This window comes from Streptomyces roseofulvus (assembly GCF_039534915.1).
In the GTDB taxonomy this organism is placed as follows: Bacteria; Actinomycetota; Actinomycetes; order Streptomycetales; family Streptomycetaceae; genus Streptomyces; species Streptomyces roseofulvus.
Genome location: NZ_BAAAWE010000001.1, coordinates 5,319,200 through 5,339,629, shown reverse-complemented (window position 1 = coordinate 5,339,629; position 20,430 = coordinate 5,319,200). Strand labels below are relative to the sequence as shown.

Here is a 20,430-nt window from a genome sequence, read left to right as displayed (position 1 = left end):
ACGTACGGACGTACCCGGTGGGCCGACGCATGAATGAGGATGCCCGGTCGGTGGCCCGATCGGCTCCGGCCCGACAGCCCTTCCGGCGCCTGCCGAAGGGTCCCTCAAGCGGTACGACGCTCGAGCGACGGCAGTGGTCCCGTGCCACCCGGCGGTGATCTTCCCCAGGATCCCGCGGGAAGAGCCCGGCACGATGACAGACCCCCTTCGTTCGCCTCGCGCCGCGTCTCACAGAAGAGGCAGCACCCTGACTACGTTCCGAGAGCTCGGAATCCTTCCCGAGACCGCCGAGGCACTCGAAGCCGTCGGCATCGTCACCCCCTTCCCCATCCAGGAGATGACCCTTCCGGTCGCCCTCACCGGCACCGACGTCATCGGCCAGGCCAAGACCGGCACCGGCAAGACCCTCGGCTTCGGTCTGCCGATCCTGGAGCGCGTCACCGTCCCCGCCGACGTCGAGGCCGGCCGCGCGAAGCCCGAGCAGCTGACCGAGGCCCCGCAGGCCCTCGTCGTCGTGCCGACCCGCGAGCTGTGCCAGCAGGTCACCAACGACCTCCTCACCGCCGGCAAGGTGCGCAACGTGCGCGTCCTCGCCATCTACGGCGGCCGGGCCTACGAGCCCCAGGTCGAGGCGCTCCAGAAGGGCGTCGACGTCGTCGTCGGCACCCCCGGCCGTCTGCTCGACCTGGCCGGCCAGCGCAAGCTCGACCTGTCGCACGTCAAGACCCTCGTCCTCGACGAGGCCGACGAGATGCTCGACCTGGGCTTCCTGCCCGACGTCGAGAAGATCATCAACATGCTTCCGGCGACCCGCCAGACCATGCTCTTCTCGGCCACCATGCCGGGCGCGGTCATCGGCCTGGCCCGCCGCTACATGTCGCGGCCCACGCACATCCGCGCCACCTCGCCGGACAACGAGGGCGCGACGCACGCCAACATCACGCAGCACGTCTACCGCGCGCACAACATGGACAAGCCGGAGATGGTCGCGCGCATCCTCCAGGCCCGCGGCCGCGGACTCGCGATGATCTTCTGCCGTACGAAGCGCACGGCCGCCGACATCGCCGAGCAGCTCCAGCGGCGCGGTTTCGCCTCCGGCGCGGTCCACGGCGACCTCGGCCAGGGCGCCCGCGAGCAGGCGCTGCGCGCCTTCCGCAACGGCAAGGTGGACGTCCTCGTCTGCACCGACGTCGCCGCGCGCGGCATCGACGTCGACGGCGTCACCCACGTCATCAACTACCAGACCCCCGAGGACGAGAAGACGTACCTGCACCGCACCGGCCGCACCGGCCGCGCGGGCAACACCGGTACGGCGATCACCCTCGTCGACTGGGACGACATCCCGCGCTGGCAGCTGATCAACAAGGCGCTGGAACTGGACTTCGCCGACCCGGTGGAGACGTACTCCAGCTCCCCGCACCTCTACACCGACCTCGACATCCCCGAGGGCACCAAGGGCATCCTGCCGCGCTCCGAGCGGACCCGCGCGGGTCTCGACGCGGAGGAGCTGGAGGACCTGGGCGAGCCCGGCGGCCGTCGTGGCCGTGGCGGCCGCGCCGAGGCCCCGGCCGCCGAGGAGCGCCCGGCCCGGACGCGCACCCCGCGCCAGCGCCGCCGCACCCGTGGCGGGGCCGACGCCGAGGCACCGCAGGCGACCGCCGCGCCGGAGACCGCCGAGTCCCCGGAGGCCGTGGACGGCCCTCGTCGTCCGCGCCGCCGCCGCACCCGCGGCACCGGGCCGGTCGGCGGCGGCATCCCGGTCGCCGGCGCCACCCCGGTGACCCCGGCCCCCGCCGAGGAGCCCGCGCAGGCCGCCGCGCCCGCCGAGGCCCCGGCCGCTCCGGCCGAGGAGTCGGCCCCGCGCCGTCGCCGCCGTGGCGGCCGTACGGAGACCGAGACCGCCGCCGTCGAGACGGTCGAGGCCCCGGTCGCCGAGGCCCCGGCCGAGGAGTCGGCCCCGCGCCGTCGCCGTCGCGGTGGGCGTACGGAGACCGTCGCCGCCGCGCCCGTCGCCCCGGCCGCCGCCCCCGCTCCGACGTTCGCGCCGCGCAAGCGGCGGGTCCGGCCGCGCGCCGAGGAGACGGTGACCTTCCAGACGGTCGAGTCCGCCGCCGCCGAGCTGGCCGCCGCGCGCAAGCAGTCCGCCCCGGTGCCCGCCCAGTCGGCGGAGCAGCGCCCGGTCCGGACCGCTCCGGCGCAGGCCGCCCCGGTCCAGGCCGCCCCGGTCCAGGCCGTCCCGGCTGATGCTCCGGCCGCCGCCGTCCCGGCTCAGGCCGTGGCCGCGCCGCCGCGTGGCCGGCGCCGGGTGACCCGCCCGGCGACGACCTCGGCCCCCGTGGTCGAGGCCGCCGCCCCGGTCGTCGTCGAGGCCCCCGCGGCCCCGGTCGTCGAGGAGTCGGCCCCGCGTCCGCGCCGCCGTGCGGTCCGCAAGGCGTCCAGCCCGGTGACGGCCACCGCCGCCGCCGAGGCCGTCGTGGTCATCCCGGCCCCCGTCGCCGAGGCTCCGGTCGAGGAGGCCCCGAAGGCGCCGCGCAAGCGGACCGCCGCGAAGAAGACGGCCGCCGCCGTCACGGAGGCGCCCGCCACCGAGGAGGCCCCCAAGGCCCCCCGCAAGCGGACCACCGCCAAGAAGACCGCCGAGGCCACCACCGAGGCGCCCGCCACCGAGGAAGCCCCCAAGGCCCCCCGCAAGCGCGCCGCCACGAAGAAGACGGCCGCCGCCGTCACGGAGGCGCCCGCCACCGAGGAGGCCCCCAAGGCCCCCCGCAAGCGGACCACCGCCAAGAAGACCGCCGAGGCCACCACCGAGGCGCCCGCCACCGAGGAGGCCCCCAAGGCTCCCCGCAAGCGCGCCGCCGCGAAGAAGACGGCCGCCGCCGTGGCGCCGGACGCGTCGGAGCCGCAGAAGGCGACGACGACCCGTCGGCGCACGGTGAAGAAGGCCGCCGAGGCCCCGGCCGAGGAGGCCCCGAAGGCCCCGCGCAAGCGGGTCGCCAAGAAGGCCGCCCCGGCCCAGCCGGAGGCGTAGCGACGGGCCCGGACCACCGGGCAGGACGGCGGCCCGGCCCCTCACCAGGGGCCGGGCCGCCGTCGTCGTTCCCGGACCGGATCGGCGGCCCGGTCCGCGACCTGATCCGGAGGCCGCCGTCCGGTTACAGTCCTTGCATGAGCAAGCCGCGCTCCCTGTCGCTGCCGCCCCGCACCCGGGCCCACCGCCTGGAGACCGTGCGCGGCCGGTTCGCCGTCCTCGACACCGCCCCGGTCGGCGAGCCGCGGGGAAGCGTCCTGATGCTGCCCGGGTACACCGGCAGCAAGGAGGACTTCCTGGCGCTGCTCGGACCGCTGAGCGAGGCCGGGTACCGGGTCGTCGCCGTCGACGGCCGCGGGCAGAACGAGTCGCACGGCCCCCGGGGCCGCGCCGCCTACCGCCGCCGGGCCCTCGCACTGGACGCGGTCGCGCAGGCGGTGGCGCTGCGGGACGGGCCGGTGCATCTGCTCGGGCACTCCTTCGGCGGGCTCGTCGCCCGCTCGGCCGCGGTGCTCGCCCCCCGGGCGTTCCGCTCGCTGACCCTGCTCTCCTCCGGTCCCGGCCGGGTCGCCCGCCCCCAGCGGGTCCGGATCCGGGCGCTGCGGGCCGGGCACGCGCTGCTGGCGAAGGAGCGGGTGTGGCGGACCACGCGGTGGCTGGACAGCCGCGGCGAGGAGCCGGACGAGGCGGTCGACTCGGCCGAGGTGGTGGGCTTCCTGCGGCGCCGCTGGATGCTGACCAAGGTGGCCCAGCTGTCCGGCGCCGGCCGGCTGCTGCTGCGCGACCCGGACGGCGCGGCCGAGCTGGCGGCCCTGGCGCTGCCGGTGCACCTGGCGTACGGCTCCGAGGAGATGGTGTGGCCGCCGGCCGAGCTGGCGGCGGTCGCCGCCCGTACCGGCGCGCACCACACGGTGGTCGAGGGCGCCGGCCACTCCCCCAACGTCTCCCACCCGCGCGAGCTGGCGGAGCGCCTGACCGCCTTCTGGGAGCGGGTGGACACGGCGGCGCCGACGGAGGAGCCGGTCCTCAGGGTCAGTACTGCGCCCTGAGGTGCTGCCAGAAGCCGTCGCGCAGCGCGCGGCGGAGGGCGCCGTGGCCGCGCAGCGAGCGGCTGAGCCGGGACTCGGCCTCGACGAGGAGGTCCTGGTCGACGGCGGCGGGGAGGTACGGGTCGCCGGGCAGGAGTTCGGCGAGCCGGTCGCGGCCGCGTTCTCCGAGCCAGGTGGCGGCGATCTGGGCGCCCATGAAGCGGACCTCGTCGCGCGAGGGCGGCGGCTCGGACTCGTTCTCGTGCATGGTGACCGGGCGCCGGGTGACGTACGGCCGGCAGAAGTCGAGGTCGAAGGTGCGCCTGCTGTCGACCTCCCAGAGCAGCGCCTCGGCCTGGTTGGGGCCGTCGGCGGCCTCGATGCCCCAGAGGTGGACGCGGGCGCCGTAGCCCTGGGCGGCCTCGACGGCGGAGACCAGGTCCTCGTCGCCGCCGACGAGGGCGGCGTCGCTGATGGCGCGGTGGCGGGCGAGCGACTCCAGGTCGGTGCGGATGAGGGAGTCGACGCCCTTCTGCTGGTTGTCGGCGTTGAGGTTGCCGAGGCGGACCTTGACGTCGGGCAGCTCGGCGATCGACTGCTGTTCCGGGGTGTGGATGCGGCGGCGGGCGCCGTCGTACCAGTACACGCGCAGCAGCCGGCTGTCGGCGAAGACCGTCCGGGCGGTGTCGATGAACGCCTCGATCAGGCCCTCGGCGTCGAGGTCGAAGGAGCGCCGGTCCCCGGAACCCGTCACCAGCAACCCGGCCGAAGCATGGACGTAACCGGCGTCGACGAAGATGGCGTGCGTGGACGGGGTCTTGGCGACCTCGGCCAGCATCCGCCGCAGGAGCTCGTTGGTGCGCTCCAGGCCGGCCTCCAGCGCGGCGAGCGCGTCGGGAGCGGGTGCGGCGGCGGGCGGAGCGGGGTGCGTGGCGTCGTTCATCGGCCCCCATTCTCCGCTGCGGGAGGGCGGGCCGCCACATCCGCTACCCGCTGGTAGTTAGCCATCCGAAAATTTTCTTTAGCGTAAGGAATGTTTCGGGTGGGGCAGCCGTTAGACACATACGTACACAGTTCTCCACATGGAGGATCAACTCCGGACGAAGGGAGAAGCCATGCGCTTCGAAATCCTGCGACTCGACGACGTCGACGGCACGCCCGTCGACTCGACGGTCGTGGACGCCGCCTCCGTCAACCGGATCGTGCAGCAGGCCGCCTCGATTGGCCAGCGCATCTGGATCCGACCCGCAGCGACCTCCGCCTCGTAAGAGCACAGGTCCACACCACGCACCGCGCCCCCGCGCGGACTCCGCCGAGGCGGAATCCGCACGGGGGCGCAGTGGTGTCCGGAGCCGTCAGGCGCCGCGGATGACCTGGGTGACGCCGTTGATGATCTGCTGCACGGCGATCGCGGAGAGCATCATGCCGGCGAGCCGGGTGACGAGGACGACGCCGCCGTCCTTGATGACGCGGATGATCCCCAGCGAGTAGCGCATGGCCAGCCAGAGCACGACGTGCATGGCGGCGATGGCGGTCCAGACGGAGATCTGCGCGGAGACGCTGTCGGCGTGCTGAACGGCGAGGATGACCGAGACGATGGCGCCGGGCCCGGCGAGCAGCGGCATGCCGAGCGGTACGAGGGCGACGTTGACGTCCTTGGTCTGCTTCGGCTCGTCGGTCTTGCCGGTGAGCAGGTCGAGCGCGATGAGCAGCAGCAGGAGACCGCCCGCGATCATCAGGGCGGGGACGGAGACGTGCAGGTAGTCGAGGATCTGCTGGCCCAGGACACCGAAGACGGCGATGACGCCGAAGGCGACGGCGACGGCCTGCCAGGCCATCCGGCGCTGGACCTTGGCGGGGCGGCCGGAGGTCAGCGCGAGGAAGATCGGCGTGATCCCGGGCGGGTCCATGATCACGAACAGGGTGACGAAGAGCGAGCCGAAGACGGCGAGGTCGAACACGGTGGGGTGCCTTGCGGTGAGGGTCGAACGGTGGGGTGTGGGGCACCGGACCGGAATACGGGATTCCGGAGTCGGGGCAGGAGGGCCCGCCCACGGTGGACGCGCGGGCTCGGGCGGTACGGAAGGGGGCGGGCGGGTCGGCGGGACGGCACGGCTCCCCGCAGGGGACGCCGGAGCGCCGTCGTTCCGGAGCGGTCCGGTGGCGCGGCGGACCCGGACGGGTCCGCCGGAGAGGCCCTAGGCCGGGACTCCGCCGGCGCCGGGGACGGGGAACGCGCCGGTGGCCCGGCGGGTGATCTCGCCGTAGATCTCGGGGTCGGTGGTGTACTCGCCGAGGCGGCAGGTCTTGCGGCTGCCGTGGTAGTCGCTGGAGCCGGTGACCAGCAGGCCCAGCTCCTTCGCAAGCCCGCGCAGCCGCGCACGGGCGGGCTCGTCGTGGTCCATGTGGTCGACCTCGATGCCGTCGAGTCCGGCCGCGGCGAGGGCGGCGATCGCGGACTCGGGCACGACCTGGCCGCGCTTCACGGCGGCCGGGTGGGCGAAGACGGTGACGCCGCCGGCCGCCTTGACCAGGGCGATCGCTCGCACCGGGTCCAGCTCGTGCTTCTCGACGTGGGCCCGGCCGCCGTCGGCGATCCACTCGGGGGTGAAGGCGCCGGAGACGTCGGGGACGACACCCAGCTCGACCAGTGCCTCGGCGACGTGCGGGCGGCCCACGGAGCCGTCGCCGGCGATCCGGGCGACCTGCTCCCAGGTGACGGGCACGCCCAGCTCCTGGAGCCGGCCGACCATGGCCCGGGCGCGCGGCACCCGGTCGTCGCGGACCAGCTCGCGCTCGGCGAGCAGGGCCGGCTCCTCGGGGTCGAAGAGGTAGGCGAGCATGTGCAGCCCGATGCCGTCGAGACGGCAGGAGAGCTCGGCGCCGGGGACCACGGTCAGCCCCTCGGGCGCGGCGGCGATCGCCTCGGCGTGCCCGCGGGTGGTGTCGTGGTCGGTGAGCGCGACGACGTCGAGCCCGGCCGCGGCGGCGTTCCGCACCAGCTCGGCGGGGGTGTCGGTGCCGTCGGAGGCCGTGGAGTGGCTGTGCAGGTCGATGCGCACGACGCGGTTCTCCAGGGGCTCGGCACGGGCGGGTGACGCTCCAGCATAACGGGCGATCAGCCCCGTGTTGTACGGATCCGATCCCGGCGGCACCTGTTACACCGCCGGGGGCGCCGTCCCGTCAGCCGAGCAGGCGCGGAGTGAGCGCCCCGCAGGGCAGCAGCTCGACCTCGGCGCCCGCGTCCCGCAGGTCGGTGAGGACCAGCTCGTCGTACATGAGGAGCCCGGACTGCTCGGGCCAGACGATCGCCCAGAGCCAGAGCCCGCGGGCCTCGCCGGCGAAGACGGCCCGGTCGTGCGGGGTGCCGGTGACGTGCCAGAGCGGGGTGGGACGGCCGCCGGCGAGGACCTTGGCCTGCGGCGGCTTGTCGATCGCCATGCCGGAGCCGGGGTCGGGGCCGTCGATGCCGGCGTACCGGGCGCCGAGGCCGACGCCCAGCTCCTCGGCGACGAGCAGCAGCTCGCCGATGCCGCCGAGCGGGCCGGGACCGGAGCAGGCGACGGCGGTGGCGCGTCCGCCGCTGCGGTCGTCACCGGCGTAGGTCACCCCGGTGAAGAGCCAGCCGACCGGGAGCGGCCAGGGCATCCAGACGGGCACGTGGGAGCGCTGGACGACGACGGAGAGGGCTTCGACGCTCGGCGGGACGACGGGCTGCAGCGGATGCACGGGCCCGTGCACGTCGCACTGCCAGGAGTCGGCGAAGAGACCGGGCGCCCTGACCCGACCACCACACTTCGGACAACTGGGTTCGCCCCTCATAGGGCTCAACGGTCCTACCGCACGCGCCTCCCGTCAAGAACGGCGGCGGCCGATCACCCGTCCGGCCCGCGCCCGTCACCCGGACGCCCGCCGCCCCCGGCGCGGACCCTCAGTCCAGGGCCACGGACCCCCGCAGCGGATCCCGCAGGTCCGTGCCCTTCGCGAGCCAGCGCTCCTCCAGGGCCTGCGCCCCGTGCACCCGCTTCCAGGCGGCCTCGTTCGGGGTCATCGGCAGCAGCGGCAGGAAGCGCACCGGGTCCATCGGCGCGTCCAGCTCCAGGTCCTCGACCAGACCGCCCGACTCGGCGACCAGGACCGAGCTGAAGCCGGCCCCCGGCCACAGCGGCTCACCGACGTCCAGCGAGGCGCCGGGGGCCACGATCACGCCCTCCACCTGAGGGGTCGCCGCGAGCACCGCCAGCGGGCGCAGCACCTTGTCGGTGTCGGCGCGCCCGAGGCGTACGGTCAGGACCAGTTCGGCGCGGGGACCCTTCACCGGGTCGGCGAGCGCGGCCGTCGGATCGGCCATCGGCGCCGCCGACATGCCGAGCGTGGCGTAGCGCACCAGCCCCTCCTCCGCGTCGACGAAGCGGAGCACCTCGATGCGGTCGGTACCGAGGAAGGTCACCGCGGCCCGCGCGTCCGGCTCGCCGAGGGCCGTACGCAGCCGGGCCTCGACCAGTGCAAGAACTTCTCCCATGCGGCGAGCATAGATCGCGTATGGAACGGGCAAAGTAAGGGATTGACCCTCGGTCGGCTGATAGTGTTGGCCACTGGTCGGGTTTCCCGACTGTGCGTCACACGTCATCCCTCACGAGGGACCGGCCGGAGGAGGTGGGACTGCGATGGACCGAAGTCGATCGGGCAGTACCAGTCGCTCTTCCGCCGCTCCGCACCCGAACCCGGTGCGTTCCTCCCTCCGGTGACTCCGGGTCCCCGAGCCGGGACCCCCCTCCGGCATCGCGTCCGACGGAAGAGCATCCCCTCTTTGCCTGTCTGAGTTGCGACCGTCGTCGCCGCGATCCGCCGGTGCCGCCCGCTTTGTGGACGAGTCCCCTCCCACGTCCTCATTCCGGGTTGCGCCACGCTCGCCGACGGCCTGTCCGTGAAGGAGAGCACGCCCATGTCGATGATCCGTGACCTGCGCGCCGCCGTTCGGCCGAGCCTGCGCCCGAGCCTGCGCAAGACCCCGACCACGTACACGAACTACGACCCGACCCGCGACCACTCCGCCTCCAGCGCCATCGTCGACTGCGCCGTCTACCGCGACGGGCGCAGGATCGACGACCGCGCCTGCCTCACCCCGCGCGGCGCCATGTCGCAGGTGCGGGAGTCCGGCGGCTTCGCGTGGATCGGGCTGCACGAGCCGACCGAGGCCGAATTCGCCGGTATCGCCGCCGAGTTCGGACTCCACCCGCTCGCCGTCGAGGACGCCGTCCACGCCCACCAGCGGCCCAAGCTGGAGCGGTACGACGACACCCTCTTCACCGTCTTCAAGACGATCCACTACGTCGAGCACGCCGAACTCACCGCCACCAGCGAGGTGGTGGAGACCGGCGAGGTGATGTGCTTCACCGGCCCCGACTTCGTCATCACCGTCCGGCACGGCGGCCAGGGCTCGCTGCGCAACCTCCGGCACCGCCTCCAGGGCGAGCCGGAGCTGCTCGCCAAGGGTCCCTCCGCCGTCCTGCACGCCCTCGCCGACCACGTCGTCGACGGCTACATCGCGGTCGCCGACGCCGTCGAACTCGACATCGACCAGCTGGAGATCGACGTCTTCTCGCCGGCCGCGAAGGGCTCCAAGCGCGGCACCGACACCGGCCGGATCTACCAGCTCAAGCGCGAGGTGCTGGAGTTCAAGCGGGCCGTCACCCCGCTGCTGCGCCCGATGCAGCTGCTGAGCGAGCGGCCCATGCGGCTGGTCGACCCCGACATCCAGAAGTACTTCCGGGACGTCGCCGACCACCTCGCCCGCGTCCAGGAGCAGGTCGTCGGCTTCGACGAGCTGCTGAACTCGATCCTCCAGGCCAACCTGGCGCAGGCGACCGTCGCCCAGAACGAGGACATGCGCAAGATCACCTCGTGGGCGGCGATCGTCGCCGTCCCCACGGCGGTCTGCGGGGTCTACGGCATGAACTTCGCGTACATGCCGGAGCTGCAGTGGAAGTACGGCTATCCGATGGTGCTGGGCGGCATCGCCGTCATCTGCTTCACCATCCACCGCACCCTGAAGCGCAACGGCTGGCTCTGACGGGCCTGCCGTTAGGCTTCGGGCCATGACAGAAGAGCTGTTCCTCGTCGAGGAGGCCACCAAGAAGTCCGGCCTCGTCTGGGTCCGGGGCACCGGGCCCGCCCGGGCGCTCTGGCACGTCTGGCACGACGGCGCCGCCCATGTGGTCGGCGACGGCCCCGGTGAGCAGCCGCTGCCCGGCCTCGCCGACGGCGCCACCGCCGAGGTCACCGTCCGCAGCAAGGACAAGGGCGGCCGGATCGTCTCCTGGACGGCCGCCGTGCGGCAGCTCTCCCCCGGCACCGAGGAGTGGGACGCGGCCGTCGCCGAGCTGAAGGGCAAGCGGCTCAACGCGCCCGACGGCGAGGCGATGCCCGAGCGCTGGGCGCGCGAGTGCCGCGTCCTGCGCCTCGACCCGAGCACCGCCACCACCGAGCTGCCGGACGGCTCGCTCGCCGCGGTCCCGCTCCCGTCCCCCGCCACCACCCGCCGCCCGGTCCCGGCCGGCCTGCCGAAGCTGCTGTTCCGCCGGAAGAAGCGCTGACGGGATGCGACGTCACCCCTCGGGCAGTTCCCGCGGGGCCGTCCCGAAGGGGTTGTCGATCGCGTAGCGCCACCGCCCGTCCCCGCCCCGTCGGGCGACGTCGGTCGCGGTGCCCTCGACGCGCACCGGCCGGCCGTCCGGGCCGGCGCCCTCGATGACCCAGTCCACGACCAGCAGCGCCAGGCCGCCGGTGGCGTACACCGTGCGCGGGCGTACCTCGATCGGGATGCCCAGCGCCTGCAGGCGCGCGTTGGCCGCGTGCAGCGCCGGCCCGGCGAGCGGGGCGCCGCCCGGGCCCGCGGCCAGCACCGCGCCCTCCTCGTACACCTCGGCGAGGGCCGCCGGGTCGCCGCTGTTGAAACGGGCCGCGAAGACGGCGGGCACGTCCTCGGGCCGGGTCGCGAGCCCCGGCAGGTCGTCGGGCAGGCGCGCGGACCGGAGTGCGGGCGGGGTCCCCGGCAGGGCCGCGGGCGGGGTCGGGGGCGGAGTTCCGGGCATGGCGACGGAGATCCTTCCGTACGGGAGAATCGGACCTCCGACACGCTAGGAGGCGGCCTCGTGACTCACCGAACGGTTGGCCACCCGCCGGGGCTCCCCGATCACGACCCCCGCGCCCGCGTCGACGCGCCCGCCCCGGACTGCCCGGTGGAGATCGCCCTCGCGGCCCTGCGCGGCCGCTGGACCACCCTCGTCGTCCGGGAGCTCCTCGGCGGCGAACGCGGCTACAGCGAGCTGCGGCGGGCGCTGCCGCGGCTCTCCGACAAGGTGCTGTCCGAACGGCTCGCCCAGCTCGCCGAGGCCGGCGTGGTGACGCGGGTGCGGCGACCGGGCTGGCCGCCGACCGTCCGGTACGCGCTCACGCCGCACGGCCGGCGGCTCGGTCCCGTGCTCCAGGCGCTGTGGGACTGGGGCGCGGCGGCCGGTTGAGGGTCAGGCGCGGGGCAGCTGGCGGCCGTAGTCGAGGGTCTCGTCGCGGCTCGGCTCGGCCAGCGGGAAGTCCTTGTCCCACTCGGAGAGCACCACCAGGCCCGCTCCGCCGCCGCGGGCGAACTGGAGCGGGTACGGGGAGCCCTCCAGGGCCACGTCGAGGGTGCCGCCCTCGCCGTCCGCGCCGCCCTTCACCTTCACCGTGCGGACGCCGCCGATCTGGTCCCGGTCGCCCTTGACGACGTCCCCGTGCAGCCCGATGAGCCCGCGCAGCAGCTGGTCCATCTCGGTGAAGCCGCGCAGCTGCTTGTACGAGGGGTCGTCGCTCGGCACCTTCACGTACTTGTCGTCCAGCTTGTCGGCGGCCTCCGTGTCGGCCTCGCCGGCCTTGCCGTCGCCCTTCTCGTCGTGCCGCCAGAAGCCCGCGTCGGCCTTCAGGTAGAGGGCGTCGCCGACCCGCAGCAGCTCGAAGGTGCTGTTCTTCGTGGTCACCGAACCGGCGGCGCCGTTCTGCTTCAGCCGCATGTTCAGCTTGAAGGTGCCGCCCTTGCTGACCAGGGTCCCGGAGAGCCGGACCGCCTTCGCCGCGTCCGCCGCGGTCCGGGCCTCCTTCTCGATCTCCGGCGCCGACAGTCTCCCGACCCCGTTGGTCCCCTCGTCCGGGTCGGCCGCGCAGGCCGTCAGGCCCACCGTCAGACCCGCGCACAGCGCCAGCGGCACGGCCGCCCTGCGGAACCGGGCGGCGGCCGGCGTCCGGACGGGCGCCGGCGGTACGGACGGGATACGCGATGACGGGGTACGGACGGTCACCTGCGCTGCCTCTCGTTCTTCGGTGGGGGAACGGCCCCGGCCGTACGCACGGCGGAAGGGGCCGCCGGGGGTCGGCCGGAGGGGCCGGCCGGTGCCGGTGGGGGGCGGCAGACCGCAGCGTACCCGGGCCGGGCCGGCGTCCCCGCAGGCAGCCGGACGGCGGCGCTGCCGGAGCGGGGGCGAACACCTCGGGCTAGCCTGAACCATGCGAACCCCGGCAGGGGCCCGCACCGGTCGTGCAGCCCCGCGGGGGCGGCGCGGCGACCCCGGAGATCGTGCGGCACCGAGGAGGCGCGAGGCATGGCGGCAGGCGCCCCCCGGATCTTCGTCTCCCACCTCGCCGGCGTGCCCGTCTTCGACCCGGTCGGCGACCAGGTGGGCCGGGTCAGCGACCTGGTCGCGATGCTCCGCGTCGGCCGCCGCCCGCCCCGGCTCCTCGGCATGGTCGTGGAGGTGCTGAGCCGGCGCCGGGTCTTCGTCCCGATGACCCGGATCACCGGCGTCGAGTCCGGCCAGGTCATCACCACCGGCGTGGTCAACATGCGCCGCTTCGAGCAGCGGCCGACCGAGCGGCTCGTCCTCGGCGAGCTCCTCGACCGGCGGGTCACCCTGGTCGAGAGCGGCGAGGAGGTCACCGTCCTCGACATCGCCATCCAGCAGCTGCCGGCCCGCCGCGACTGGGAGATCGACAAGGTCTTCGTCCGCCGGGGCAAGGGCGGCGCGCTGCGCCGCAAGGGCGAGGCGCTGACCGTCGAGTGGTCGGCCGTCACCGGCTTCTCCCTGGAGGAGCACGGGCAGGGCGCCGAGAGCCTCGTCGCCACCTTCGAGAAGCTCCGCCCCGCCGACCTGGCCAACGCCCTCCACCACCTCTCCCCCAAGCGGCGCGCCGAGGTCGCCGCCGCCCTCGACGACGACCGGCTCGCCGACGTCCTGGAGGAGCTGCCGGAGGACGACCAGGTGGAGATCCTCGGCAAGCTGAAGGAGGAGCGGGCCGCCGACGTCCTGGAGGCGATGGACCCGGACGACGCCGCCGACCTCCTCAACGAGCTGCCGGAGGAGGAGAAGGAACGGCTGCTCACCCTGATGCGGCCGGACGACGCCGCCGACGTGCGCCGCCTGATGTCGTACGAGGAGCGCACCGCGGGCGGTCTGATGACCACCGAGCCGATCGTGCTGCGCCCGGACGCCACCGTCGCGGACGCGCTCGCCCGGGTCCGGCAGCAGGACCTGTCGCCGGCGCTCGCGGCGCAGGTGTACGTGTGCCGGCCGCCGGACGAGACGCCGACCGGGAAGTACCTGGGCACGGTGCACTTCCAGCGGCTGCTGCGCGACCCGCCGTTCACGCTGGTCAGCTCGCTGGTCGACAGCGATCTGCCGCCGCTCGGGCCGGACACCCCGCTGCCGGCCGTGACCAGCTACTTCGCCGCGTACAACCTGGTGGCGGCGCCGGTCGTGGACGAGAGCGGATCGCTGCTCGGCGCGGTCACCGTCGACGACGTGCTCGACCACCTGCTGCCGGACGACTGGCGGGAGACGGAGTTCCACGAGGAGGGGGTGCGCGGTGGCTGAGCGGTCGCAGGAGCGGGACCGGGAGCGGGACCGGGAGCAGCCCCGGCTCCCCCGCATCCGGCTCGACCAGCCCCGGATGCGCCGCGCCCGGCTGCTGCCGGAGTACGACCCGGAGGCGTTCGGGCGCCTGTCGGAGCGGATCGCCCGGTTCCTGGGCACGGGCCGGTTCATCGTCTGGATGACGGTGATCATCATCGCCTGGGTGGTGTGGAACGTCTTCGCCCCGGCGTCGCTGAAGTTCGACGAGTACCCGTTCATCTTCCTGACCCTGATGCTCTCCCTCCAGGCGTCGTACGCGGCTCCGCTGATCCTGCTCGCGCAGAACCGGCAGGACGACCGGGACCGGGTCAACCTGGAGCAGGACCGCAAGCAGAACGAGCGCTCGATCGCGGACACCGAGTACCTGACCCGGGAGATCGCGGCCCTCCGGATGGGTCTGGGGGAGGTCGCCACCCGCGACTGGATCCGCTCCGAACTCCAGGACCTGGTGAAGGAGCTGGAGGAGCTCGGGCAGGAACGCGATCTATTCCCGCCGGACGGCGAGCGGCGGAGTGACGTACCCGACCGTTGACAGCCCTTTCATAGCCACGTGGTCGTCGCCGTACCATCAGTCCTATGGCTACGGAAGACGCGGTGCTCGAAGCACTGGCGACGGTGAACGACCCCGAGATCAATCGTCCGATCACGGAACTCGGCATGGTCAAGTCGGTGGAGATCGGACCGGACGGCAAGGTCGCGGTGACGGTCTACCTGACGGTCTCCGGCTGCCCGATGCGCGACACCATCACGCAACGCGTCACCGAGGCCGTCTCCCGCGTCGAGGGCGTCACCGGCGTCGACGTGACGCTGGACGTGATGAGCGACGAGCAGCGCAAGGAGCTGGCGGCGGCGCTGCGCGGCACCACCGCCGAGCGCGAGGTGCCCTTCGCGAAGCCGGGCTCGCTGACCCGGGTGTACGCGGTCGCCTCCGGCAAGGGCGGCGTCGGCAAGTCCTCGGTGACCGTGAACCTGGCGGCGGCGATGGCCGCCGACGGTCTGAAGGTCGGTGTCGTCGACGCGGACATCTACGGCCACAGCGTGCCGCGGATGCTGGGCGCGGACGGGCGTCCGACCCAGGTCGAGAACATGATCATGCCGCCGTCGGCGAACGGCGTGAAGGTCATCTCGATCGGCATGTTCACCCCGGGCAACGCGCCGGTGGTGTGGCGCGGCCCGATGCTGCACCGCGCGCTCCAGCAGTTCCTGGCGGACGTGTACTGGGGCGACCTGGACGTCCTGCTGCTCGACCTGCCGCCGGGCACCGGCGACATCGCGATCTCCGTCGCGCAGCTGGTGCCGAACGCGGAGATCCTCGTCGTGACGACCCCGCAGCAGGCGGCGGCCGAGGTCGCAGAGCGGGCCGGTTCGATCGCCGTGCAGACCCACCAGAAGATCGTGGGTGTGGTCGAGAACATGGCGGGCCTGCCGTGTCCGCACTGCGACGAGATGGTGGACGTCTTCGGCACGGGCGGCGGCCAGCTGGTCGCGGACGGCCTGTCCCGCACCACGGGTACGACGGTCCCGGTCCTCGGCTCCATCCCGATCGACGTCCGTCTCCGCGAGGGCGGCGACGACGGCCGGCCGGTCGTCCTCTCGAACCCGGACTCCCCGGCCGGCGCCGCCCTCCGTGCCATCGCCGGGAAGCTCGGCGGCCGCCAGCGCGGCCTCTCCGGCCTGAGCCTCGGCATCACGCCGCGCAACAAGTTCTGAGACGCGACGAAGGGCGCCCCGTCACGGGGCGCCCTTCTCCGTGCGCCGGCTCAGGCGTACAGCCCGAGGTCCTTGATCTGCGCGAAGCCCAGGCCGTACGCGCTCATGCCGCGCCCGTACGCCCCGATGTGGGCGTCCGCGGCGGAGCCGGCCAGCACCCAGCCGAACTCGGACTCGCGGTAGTGGAACGGCACCGGCACCCCGTCCACCGGCAGCGACAGCGTCGTCCACGCGGGCCCGTCGAGGTCGTCGGCGAGCTCGAAGGCCGTCTCGGTCTGCTGGTCGAGCCAGTGGTCCCGCAGCCCGTGGTCGAGGGAGGCGGGCCAGGTGTGGGCGAGCAGCCCGGAGCCGGCGAGCCAGGCGGCGGAGGAGACGGTGGTGGCGTCGAGGACGCCGGTGCCGTCGCCGGTGCGCCGCACGGGGTTCGCGGCGACCGTCACGACGACGGCGAACCGCTCCTTGTCCGTGCCGGCGGCCTCGGACTTTATCGACGGCTCGTCACCGTGGCCCACCGAGCCGTGCTGGACGGTGCCGTCCGCCGCCGTGCCGATCTGCATCAGCCGGCGGGGCCCGGTGAACGCCTCGTCGAGTCCGTACCAGGCGAAGGGTGCGCGCAGAAAGCCCTCGGCTTCCACCCGACTCGTCGTCTTCATCTCGGCCGCCTCCTCGTTCCTCCCCGGACTCCGTCCGGGGTACCCCCAACTCAAGGAGGATAGCGACCGGTCGGTGACCGCCCGTGGCAGCCCGTGCCGGACGGCGCCGTCAGGTGGCGTCGGAGTCGTACGGCGGCCGCTCGGGCGCGGCCGGCGGGTCCTGCTTCTTGAGCAGGTCCGGGCCCGAGCCGTTGACCGTCGCGGGGGCCGCCGGGGCGGCGGCGGGGGCGCTCTCGCGCCCGTTCACGGCGTCGGCGACCTCGTTCATCTCCTTGCGGAGGTCGAACGTGGAGCGCAGCTCCTTGAGCTCGCTGAGGTCCTCGTTGCCGTCGAGCTGCTTGCGGATGAAGGTCTTCGGGTTGAGGTCCTCGAACTCGAAGTCCTTGAACTCCGGGCCGAGCTCGCTGCGGATGTCCTGCTTGGCGCTGTCGGAGAACTCGCGGACCTTCCGGATGAAGCGCGAGACGTCCTGCACGACCTTCGGCAGTTTGTCCGGGCCGAAAATGAGCACGGCGAGCACGATGAGCGTCACCAGCTCGAGTGCGCCTATGTCGCTGAACACCTAGTAGCTCCTTCACGCCGGACCAGGGCGGCCCGCACCACGGTACCCGCCCGAGCTGCGGGACGGGTACCTTGCGATGTCCGCCACATGTACCTCAGGTGCCCTGTGCCGATCCGAGCGTGACGGTGCGGGTGAGCTCCTTGCCGTCGCGGGTCAGGGTGAGGACGAGCGCGTCGCCGGGGCGGTGGGCGCGGATCTTCACGATCAGCTCCTCGCCGTTGTGGACCCGCTGGCCGTCGACCTTGGTGATGACGTCGCCGGGACGCAGCCCGGCCTTGGCGGCGGGTCCGTCGGGGGTGACGGACGGGGTGCCGTCCTTGCCCTTCTCGCCGACGCGGGCGCCGTCGCCGTTGAACTGCATGTCGAGGCTGACGCCGATGACCGGGTGGGTGGCCTTGCCGGTGTTGATGAGCTCCTCGGCGACCCGCTTGCCCTGGTTGATCGGGATGGCGAAGCCGAGGCCGATGGAGCCGGCCTGGCCGCCCTCCCCGCCGCCGTCGCCGGAGCCTCCGGCGGCGCGGATGGCGCTGTTGATGCCGATGACCCGGCCCTTGCCGTCGAGGAGGGGGCCGCCGGAGTTGCCGGGGTTGATGGGCGCGTCGGTCTGGAGGGCGTCGACGTAGGAGATGTCGCTGCCGTCGCCCTTCTCGCCGCCGGCGGTGATCGGGCGCTCCTTGGCGCTGATGATGCCGGAGGTGACCGTGTTGGAGAGGTCGAAGGGGGCGCCGATGGCGACGACGGGGTCGCCGACCCGGACGTCGTCGGAGTTGCCGAGCGGGAGGGGCCGGAGGCCGGTGACGCCGGTGACCTGGACGACGGCGAGGTCGTAGCCGGCGTCCTTGCCGATGAGCCTGGCGGAGGCGGTCTCGCCGCTGGAGAAGGTGACGGTGATGTCGCCGGAGGACGCGGCGGCGTCGACGACGTGGTTGTTGGTGAGGATGTGGCCGCGGTTGTCGAGGACGAAGCCGGTGCCGGTGCCGGCCGAGCCGCCGCCGCTGACGTGCAGCGTGACGACGCCGGGCAGGGCGCTGGCGGCGATGCCGGCGACGCTGTCGGGGGCGCGGTCGGTGGTCCCGCCCTCGGCCTGCGGGAGGTGCACGGTGCCGATGCCGCCGTTGCGCTCGACGTAGGCGCCGACGCCGCCGCCGATGACGCCGGTGACGAGGGCGAAGGCGAGGGCGCCGACGAGGGCGAGGCCGCGCCGGGGCTTCTTCCGGGCGGGCGGGGGTACGGCTCCGGCGCCGGCGCCCCAGGGGTCGTACTGGCCCCAGGCGGGCGGCTGCGGCGGCACGGGGCCCTGCGGCGACGGTACGGCCCCGTGCGGGGGTACGGCGGCCTGCGGGGCCGGTACGGGTGCGGCGGGGCGCTGCACCGGCGGTGCGGGAGCCCACGGGCCGGGCTCGCCGTAGGGCGGCGTCCGGTACTCGTCGGGCTCGTGGAGCGGCTGCGGCGCGGCCGCGACCGGCTCGGGCGCGGGGGCCTCGGCGGGCACGGCGGGCTGCGGCGCCGGGGCGGCGGCGGTGGCCGGGGCGGGCTCCGGCGCGGTTTCGGGCGCGGGCGCCGGGGCGGGTTCCTTCGTCATGTCGACCTTGGGGGCGGCGGGCGCCTCCGCGGCCGGCTCCGGAGCGGCGGGCTCGGCCGGGTCCGGAGCCTGGAGGGGGAAGTCGTCCTCCTCCGCCGGGGGCGGCGTGGGTATCCGCGCCGCCTCCGGGGGCGTCGAAGGCCGGCTCCACCAGTTCGGCTTCCCGTCGTTCATGCTCTCCCCGCAACCGCTGACCCGTGGGCGCCCCGGTGTCGGGCGCCCTGACCGAGGATTCAACCAGGTCGGAGGTCAGCGGTGGGAGCCCGGCGGGGTGCCGGGCGGGCTGGGGGCCGGGCTCGGGGCCGGGCCGAAGGCCAGCTGGAGAGCGGGGGCCGTCGGCCGTATGAACGGCGAGAGGGCGAAGAGCGACTGCGTCTGCGCCGCTCGGAGCCGTACCGCCGTGACCGGGCCGGCGCGGTCCACGTCCGCCGGGACGGCTCCTGTGGGGACGGTGCCGCCGGGGACGAGCGGGGCGCTGCCGATCGACTGCGCGCCGCCGGTGGGGCGCTCGGAGCGGTCCGAGCGGCCGGTCGCCGAGCCGGCGGGTCCCGCGGAGGCGCCCGCGCGCAGCGGGGTGACCGCGCTGCCGGTGCCCGGTCCGCCGCGGGCGGTGGTGGTGAGGGAGCTCTCGACGGGCAGGGTGCCGCCGAGGGCGATGGCCGCGAACGAGACCGCGCCGGCGGCGGCGACGGCGAAGCGCCGGCCCCGTCCCGACGGGGCTACGGCGTGGACCCGGAAGCCGGTGGAGGTGTCGGGGGCGACGGGCGCCGCGGTGGCGAAGCCGTCGCTCCTCACCCCGCCGGCCTCCAGGAGCTGCTCCAGCGGGGAGCGGCCGGGATCGCCGGGGCCGCCCGGGCCGCCGGGGAGGCCCTGGAGGCGGGCGAGGAAGCCCTCGGAGGGCTGGGGGGCTCCGCTGGAGGCGAAGACGCTCTTGAGGGCGCGCTGCGCGTCGGCCTCGGCCTTGCAGCGGGCACAGGTGGCGAGGTGGGCCAGGACCCGCTCGCGGGCGTCATGGCCGAGCTCGCCGTCGACGAGCGCGGCGAGCCGGTCCCCGAGGTGGTGCTCCGCGGGGCTCGGGGACGGGGGACGGGTGCCGCTCACGCTGTCCCGGCCTCCCATCCGACGGTGGCCAGGGCGCGCTCGGCGCGGGCCTCGGGCGAGCGGTGCTTGAGCGCCTTGCGCAGGTGGGAGCGGCCGCGGTGGATCCGGCTGCGGACGGTGCCGAGCTTCACGCCGAGGGTCGCGGCGATCTCCTCGTACGACAGCCCCTCGATGTCGCAGAGGACGACGGCGGCGCGGAACTCGGGCGCCAGGGTGTCGAGGGCCTGCTGGACGTCGGCGTCGAAGTGGGTGTCGTTGAACACCTGCTGCGGTGAGGGCTCACGGCTGGGGAGCCGCTCGGCGGCGTCGTCGGCGAGCGCGTCGAAGCGGATGCGCTGCTTCCGTCGGACCATGTCGAGGAAGAGGTTGGTGGTGATGCGGTGCAGCCAGCCCTCGAAGGTGCCGGGGGTGTACGTCGACAGCGAGCGGAAGACGCGGACGAAGACCTCCTGGGTGAGGTCCTCGGCGTCGTGCTGGTTGCCGGTGAGACGGTAGGCCAGTCGGTAGACGCGACCGCTGTGCGTGCTGACGATCTCCTCCCAGGTGGGCGGAGTCCACGCCTGCGATTCCGCATCCGAGGCGAAGGTCGCGGTGGTGGGTGCGGTGGCAGTGCGGTGGCTCTGGTCAGCGGTGTCGGTCACGGATTTCGGCTCACCCGCCGACCTGAGGAGGCGTCGGAACGCCCCTCTCCGATCCACAGGCGCAGCCGCACCTCCCCTATCGGCTCTGGTGGTGTCCAGTGGAGCCCCTACCATAGCCACCTCGCCCGTTAGCTCCGGATAAGAATCTTTACGCGCATTTGAATCGGGGTCACCCGCCGGTCCA

At 74.1% G+C, this 20,430-nt stretch carries 21 protein-coding genes; 9 read left to right on the top strand and 12 right to left on the bottom strand.

Annotated elements, in window-relative coordinates:
- The first annotated feature begins 337 nt into the window (after positions 1 to 337).
- Positions 338 to 3,028 carry a DEAD/DEAH box helicase gene (locus ABFY03_RS24860; protein ID WP_346170881.1) on the top strand — a complete coding sequence of 897 codons (2,691 nt, stop codon included), beginning with the start codon at positions 338 to 340 and terminating at the stop codon, positions 3,026 to 3,028.
- Positions 3,029 to 3,165: 137 nt separating this feature from the next.
- Complete coding sequence (locus ABFY03_RS24855; RefSeq protein ID WP_346170880.1) at positions 3,166 to 4,077, top strand: alpha/beta fold hydrolase; 912 nt, start codon at positions 3,166 to 3,168, stop codon at positions 4,075 to 4,077.
- Here the strand turns inward: ABFY03_RS24855 and ABFY03_RS24850 are convergent.
- The gene (locus ABFY03_RS24850) at positions 4,061 to 4,999 is read right to left on the bottom strand and encodes an NYN domain-containing protein (protein ID WP_386723649.1); all 939 of its coding nucleotides are present in this window, start codon (positions 4,997 to 4,999) and stop codon (positions 4,061 to 4,063) included. The genes ABFY03_RS24855 and ABFY03_RS24850 overlap by 17 nt on opposite strands.
- 172 nt (positions 5,000 to 5,171) lie before the next feature.
- Between ABFY03_RS24850 and ABFY03_RS24845 the strand changes: the two genes are divergently transcribed.
- Positions 5,172 to 5,324, top strand: a complete 153-nt coding sequence (locus ABFY03_RS24845; protein ID WP_346170879.1) for a hypothetical protein — start codon at positions 5,172 to 5,174, stop codon at positions 5,322 to 5,324.
- An 87-nt stretch (positions 5,325 to 5,411) separates the two neighbouring features.
- On the opposite strand, the gene ABFY03_RS24840 is transcribed toward ABFY03_RS24845, so the two are convergent.
- The 4 genes from ABFY03_RS24840 to ABFY03_RS24825 all read right to left on the bottom strand — a co-directional run bounded on the left by ABFY03_RS24840 (position 5,412) and on the right by ABFY03_RS24825 (position 8,578).
- The gene (locus tag ABFY03_RS24840; protein WP_319012449.1) at positions 5,412 to 6,017 is read right to left on the bottom strand and encodes a MarC family protein; all 606 of its coding nucleotides are present in this window, start codon (positions 6,015 to 6,017) and stop codon (positions 5,412 to 5,414) included.
- 237 nt (positions 6,018 to 6,254) lie between these two features.
- Positions 6,255 to 7,118, bottom strand: a complete 864-nt coding sequence (locus ABFY03_RS24835; RefSeq protein WP_346170878.1) for a PHP domain-containing protein — start codon at positions 7,116 to 7,118, stop codon at positions 6,255 to 6,257.
- Positions 7,119 to 7,239: 121 nt separating this feature from the next.
- Positions 7,240 to 7,878, bottom strand: a complete 639-nt coding sequence (locus ABFY03_RS24830) for a DUF6758 family protein (RefSeq protein WP_319012447.1) — start codon at positions 7,876 to 7,878, stop codon at positions 7,240 to 7,242.
- Positions 7,879 to 7,987: 109 nt separating this feature from the next.
- Positions 7,988 to 8,578 carry a suppressor of fused domain protein gene (locus tag ABFY03_RS24825; protein WP_319012446.1) on the bottom strand — a complete coding sequence of 197 codons (591 nt, stop codon included), beginning with the start codon at positions 8,576 to 8,578 and terminating at the stop codon, positions 7,988 to 7,990.
- A gap of 423 nt (positions 8,579 to 9,001) precedes the next feature.
- Here ABFY03_RS24825 and ABFY03_RS24820 point away from each other — a divergent pair, with 423 nt between their 5' ends.
- Positions 9,002 to 10,129: a magnesium and cobalt transport protein CorA gene (locus ABFY03_RS24820; protein ID WP_319012445.1), complete on the top strand. Its 1,128-nt coding sequence runs from the start codon at positions 9,002 to 9,004 to the stop codon at positions 10,127 to 10,129.
- Positions 10,130 to 10,154: 25 nt separating this feature from the next.
- Complete coding sequence (locus ABFY03_RS24815; RefSeq protein ID WP_346170877.1) at positions 10,155 to 10,652, top strand: hypothetical protein; 498 nt, start codon at positions 10,155 to 10,157, stop codon at positions 10,650 to 10,652.
- A 12-nt stretch (positions 10,653 to 10,664) separates the two neighbouring features.
- On the opposite strand, the gene ABFY03_RS24810 is transcribed toward ABFY03_RS24815, so the two are convergent.
- The gene (locus ABFY03_RS24810; RefSeq protein WP_346170876.1) at positions 10,665 to 11,150 is read right to left on the bottom strand and encodes a YybH family protein; all 486 of its coding nucleotides are present in this window, start codon (positions 11,148 to 11,150) and stop codon (positions 10,665 to 10,667) included.
- Positions 11,151 to 11,210: 60 nt separating this feature from the next.
- On the opposite strand from ABFY03_RS24810, the gene ABFY03_RS24805 reads away from it, so the two are divergent.
- Positions 11,211 to 11,579: a winged helix-turn-helix transcriptional regulator gene (locus ABFY03_RS24805; RefSeq protein WP_319012442.1), complete on the top strand. Its 369-nt coding sequence runs from the start codon at positions 11,211 to 11,213 to the stop codon at positions 11,577 to 11,579.
- 3 nt (positions 11,580 to 11,582) lie between these two features.
- Here ABFY03_RS24805 and ABFY03_RS24800 read toward each other — a convergent pair whose 3' ends face one another.
- Entirely contained in the window at positions 11,583 to 12,362 is a 780-nt protein-coding gene (locus ABFY03_RS24800; protein ID WP_386723657.1) for a hypothetical protein, read from the bottom strand.
- 327 nt (positions 12,363 to 12,689) lie between these two features.
- Between ABFY03_RS24800 and ABFY03_RS24795 the strand changes: the two genes are divergently transcribed.
- From ABFY03_RS24795 to ABFY03_RS24785, 3 genes are read left to right on the top strand one after another with little or no spacing between them, the layout of a single operon-like run.
- On the top strand, positions 12,690 to 13,958 hold the full coding sequence (locus tag ABFY03_RS24795; RefSeq protein ID WP_319012441.1) for a magnesium transporter MgtE N-terminal domain-containing protein: 1,269 nt from the start codon (positions 12,690 to 12,692) through the stop codon (positions 13,956 to 13,958).
- Positions 13,951 to 14,529, top strand: coding sequence for a DUF1003 domain-containing protein (locus ABFY03_RS24790; RefSeq protein WP_319012440.1), 579 nt, complete (start codon positions 13,951 to 13,953; stop codon positions 14,527 to 14,529). Before ABFY03_RS24795 ends, ABFY03_RS24790 begins: the two co-directional genes overlap by 8 nt.
- Positions 14,530 to 14,573: 44 nt before the next feature.
- The gene (locus ABFY03_RS24785; RefSeq protein ID WP_031014211.1) at positions 14,574 to 15,707 is read left to right on the top strand and encodes an Mrp/NBP35 family ATP-binding protein; all 1,134 of its coding nucleotides are present in this window, start codon (positions 14,574 to 14,576) and stop codon (positions 15,705 to 15,707) included.
- Positions 15,708 to 15,757: 50 nt separating this feature from the next.
- On the opposite strand, the gene ABFY03_RS24780 is transcribed toward ABFY03_RS24785, so the two are convergent.
- The 5 genes from ABFY03_RS24780 to sigE form a co-directional block, all read right to left on the bottom strand.
- Positions 15,758 to 16,360 (bottom strand): hypothetical protein, encoded by a 603-nt coding sequence (locus ABFY03_RS24780; protein ID WP_319012439.1) that lies wholly within the window; start codon positions 16,358 to 16,360, stop codon positions 15,758 to 15,760.
- A gap of 109 nt (positions 16,361 to 16,469) precedes the next feature.
- A complete protein-coding gene (locus tag ABFY03_RS24775; RefSeq protein WP_319012438.1) occupies positions 16,470 to 16,922 on the bottom strand; it encodes a sec-independent translocase in 453 nt (150 codons plus the stop codon).
- 94 nt (positions 16,923 to 17,016) lie between these two features.
- The gene (locus tag ABFY03_RS24770; RefSeq protein WP_346170875.1) at positions 17,017 to 18,678 is read right to left on the bottom strand and encodes a S1C family serine protease; all 1,662 of its coding nucleotides are present in this window, start codon (positions 18,676 to 18,678) and stop codon (positions 17,017 to 17,019) included.
- Positions 18,679 to 18,753: 75 nt separating this feature from the next.
- Positions 18,754 to 19,605, bottom strand: a complete 852-nt coding sequence (locus ABFY03_RS24765; protein WP_319012436.1) for a zf-HC2 domain-containing protein — start codon at positions 19,603 to 19,605, stop codon at positions 18,754 to 18,756.
- Positions 19,602 to 20,360, bottom strand: a complete 759-nt coding sequence (sigE, locus tag ABFY03_RS24760) for an RNA polymerase sigma factor SigE (protein WP_078868384.1) — start codon at positions 20,358 to 20,360, stop codon at positions 19,602 to 19,604. The genes ABFY03_RS24765 and sigE overlap by 4 nt, the downstream gene beginning before the upstream one ends.
- Between the last annotated feature and the right edge of the window lie 70 nt (positions 20,361 to 20,430).

Coding starts and splice junctions, on each gene's coding strand:
- ABFY03_RS24860 (WP_346170881.1), top strand. CDS start 338: ATGACCCTTCCGGTCGCCCTCACCGGCACCGACGTCATCGGCCAGGCC.
- ABFY03_RS24855 (WP_346170880.1), top strand. CDS start 3,166: ATGAGCAAGCCGCGCTCCCTGTCGCTGCCGCCCCGCACCCGGGCCCAC.
- ABFY03_RS24850 (WP_386723649.1), bottom strand. CDS start 4,999: ATGAACGACGCCACGCACCCCGCTCCGCCCGCCGCCGCACCCGCTCCC.
- ABFY03_RS24845 (WP_346170879.1), top strand. CDS start 5,172: ATGCGCTTCGAAATCCTGCGACTCGACGACGTCGACGGCACGCCCGTC.
- ABFY03_RS24830 (WP_319012447.1), bottom strand. CDS start 7,878: ATGAGGGGCGAACCCAGTTGTCCGAAGTGTGGTGGTCGGGTCAGGGCG.
- ABFY03_RS24825 (WP_319012446.1), bottom strand. CDS start 8,578: ATGGGAGAAGTTCTTGCACTGGTCGAGGCCCGGCTGCGTACGGCCCTC.
- ABFY03_RS24820 (WP_319012445.1), top strand. CDS start 9,002: ATGTCGATGATCCGTGACCTGCGCGCCGCCGTTCGGCCGAGCCTGCGC.
- ABFY03_RS24815 (WP_346170877.1), top strand. CDS start 10,155: ATGACAGAAGAGCTGTTCCTCGTCGAGGAGGCCACCAAGAAGTCCGGC.
- ABFY03_RS24810 (WP_346170876.1), bottom strand. CDS start 11,150: ATGCCCGGAACTCCGCCCCCGACCCCGCCCGCGGCCCTGCCGGGGACC.
- ABFY03_RS24795 (WP_319012441.1), top strand. CDS start 12,690: ATGGCGGCAGGCGCCCCCCGGATCTTCGTCTCCCACCTCGCCGGCGTG.
- ABFY03_RS24785 (WP_031014211.1), top strand. CDS start 14,574: ATGGCTACGGAAGACGCGGTGCTCGAAGCACTGGCGACGGTGAACGAC.
- ABFY03_RS24780 (WP_319012439.1), bottom strand. CDS start 16,360: ATGAAGACGACGAGTCGGGTGGAAGCCGAGGGCTTTCTGCGCGCACCC.
- ABFY03_RS24770 (WP_346170875.1), bottom strand. CDS start 18,678: ATGAACGACGGGAAGCCGAACTGGTGGAGCCGGCCTTCGACGCCCCCG.
- sigE (WP_078868384.1), bottom strand. CDS start 20,360: ATGGTAGGGGCTCCACTGGACACCACCAGAGCCGATAGGGGAGGTGCG.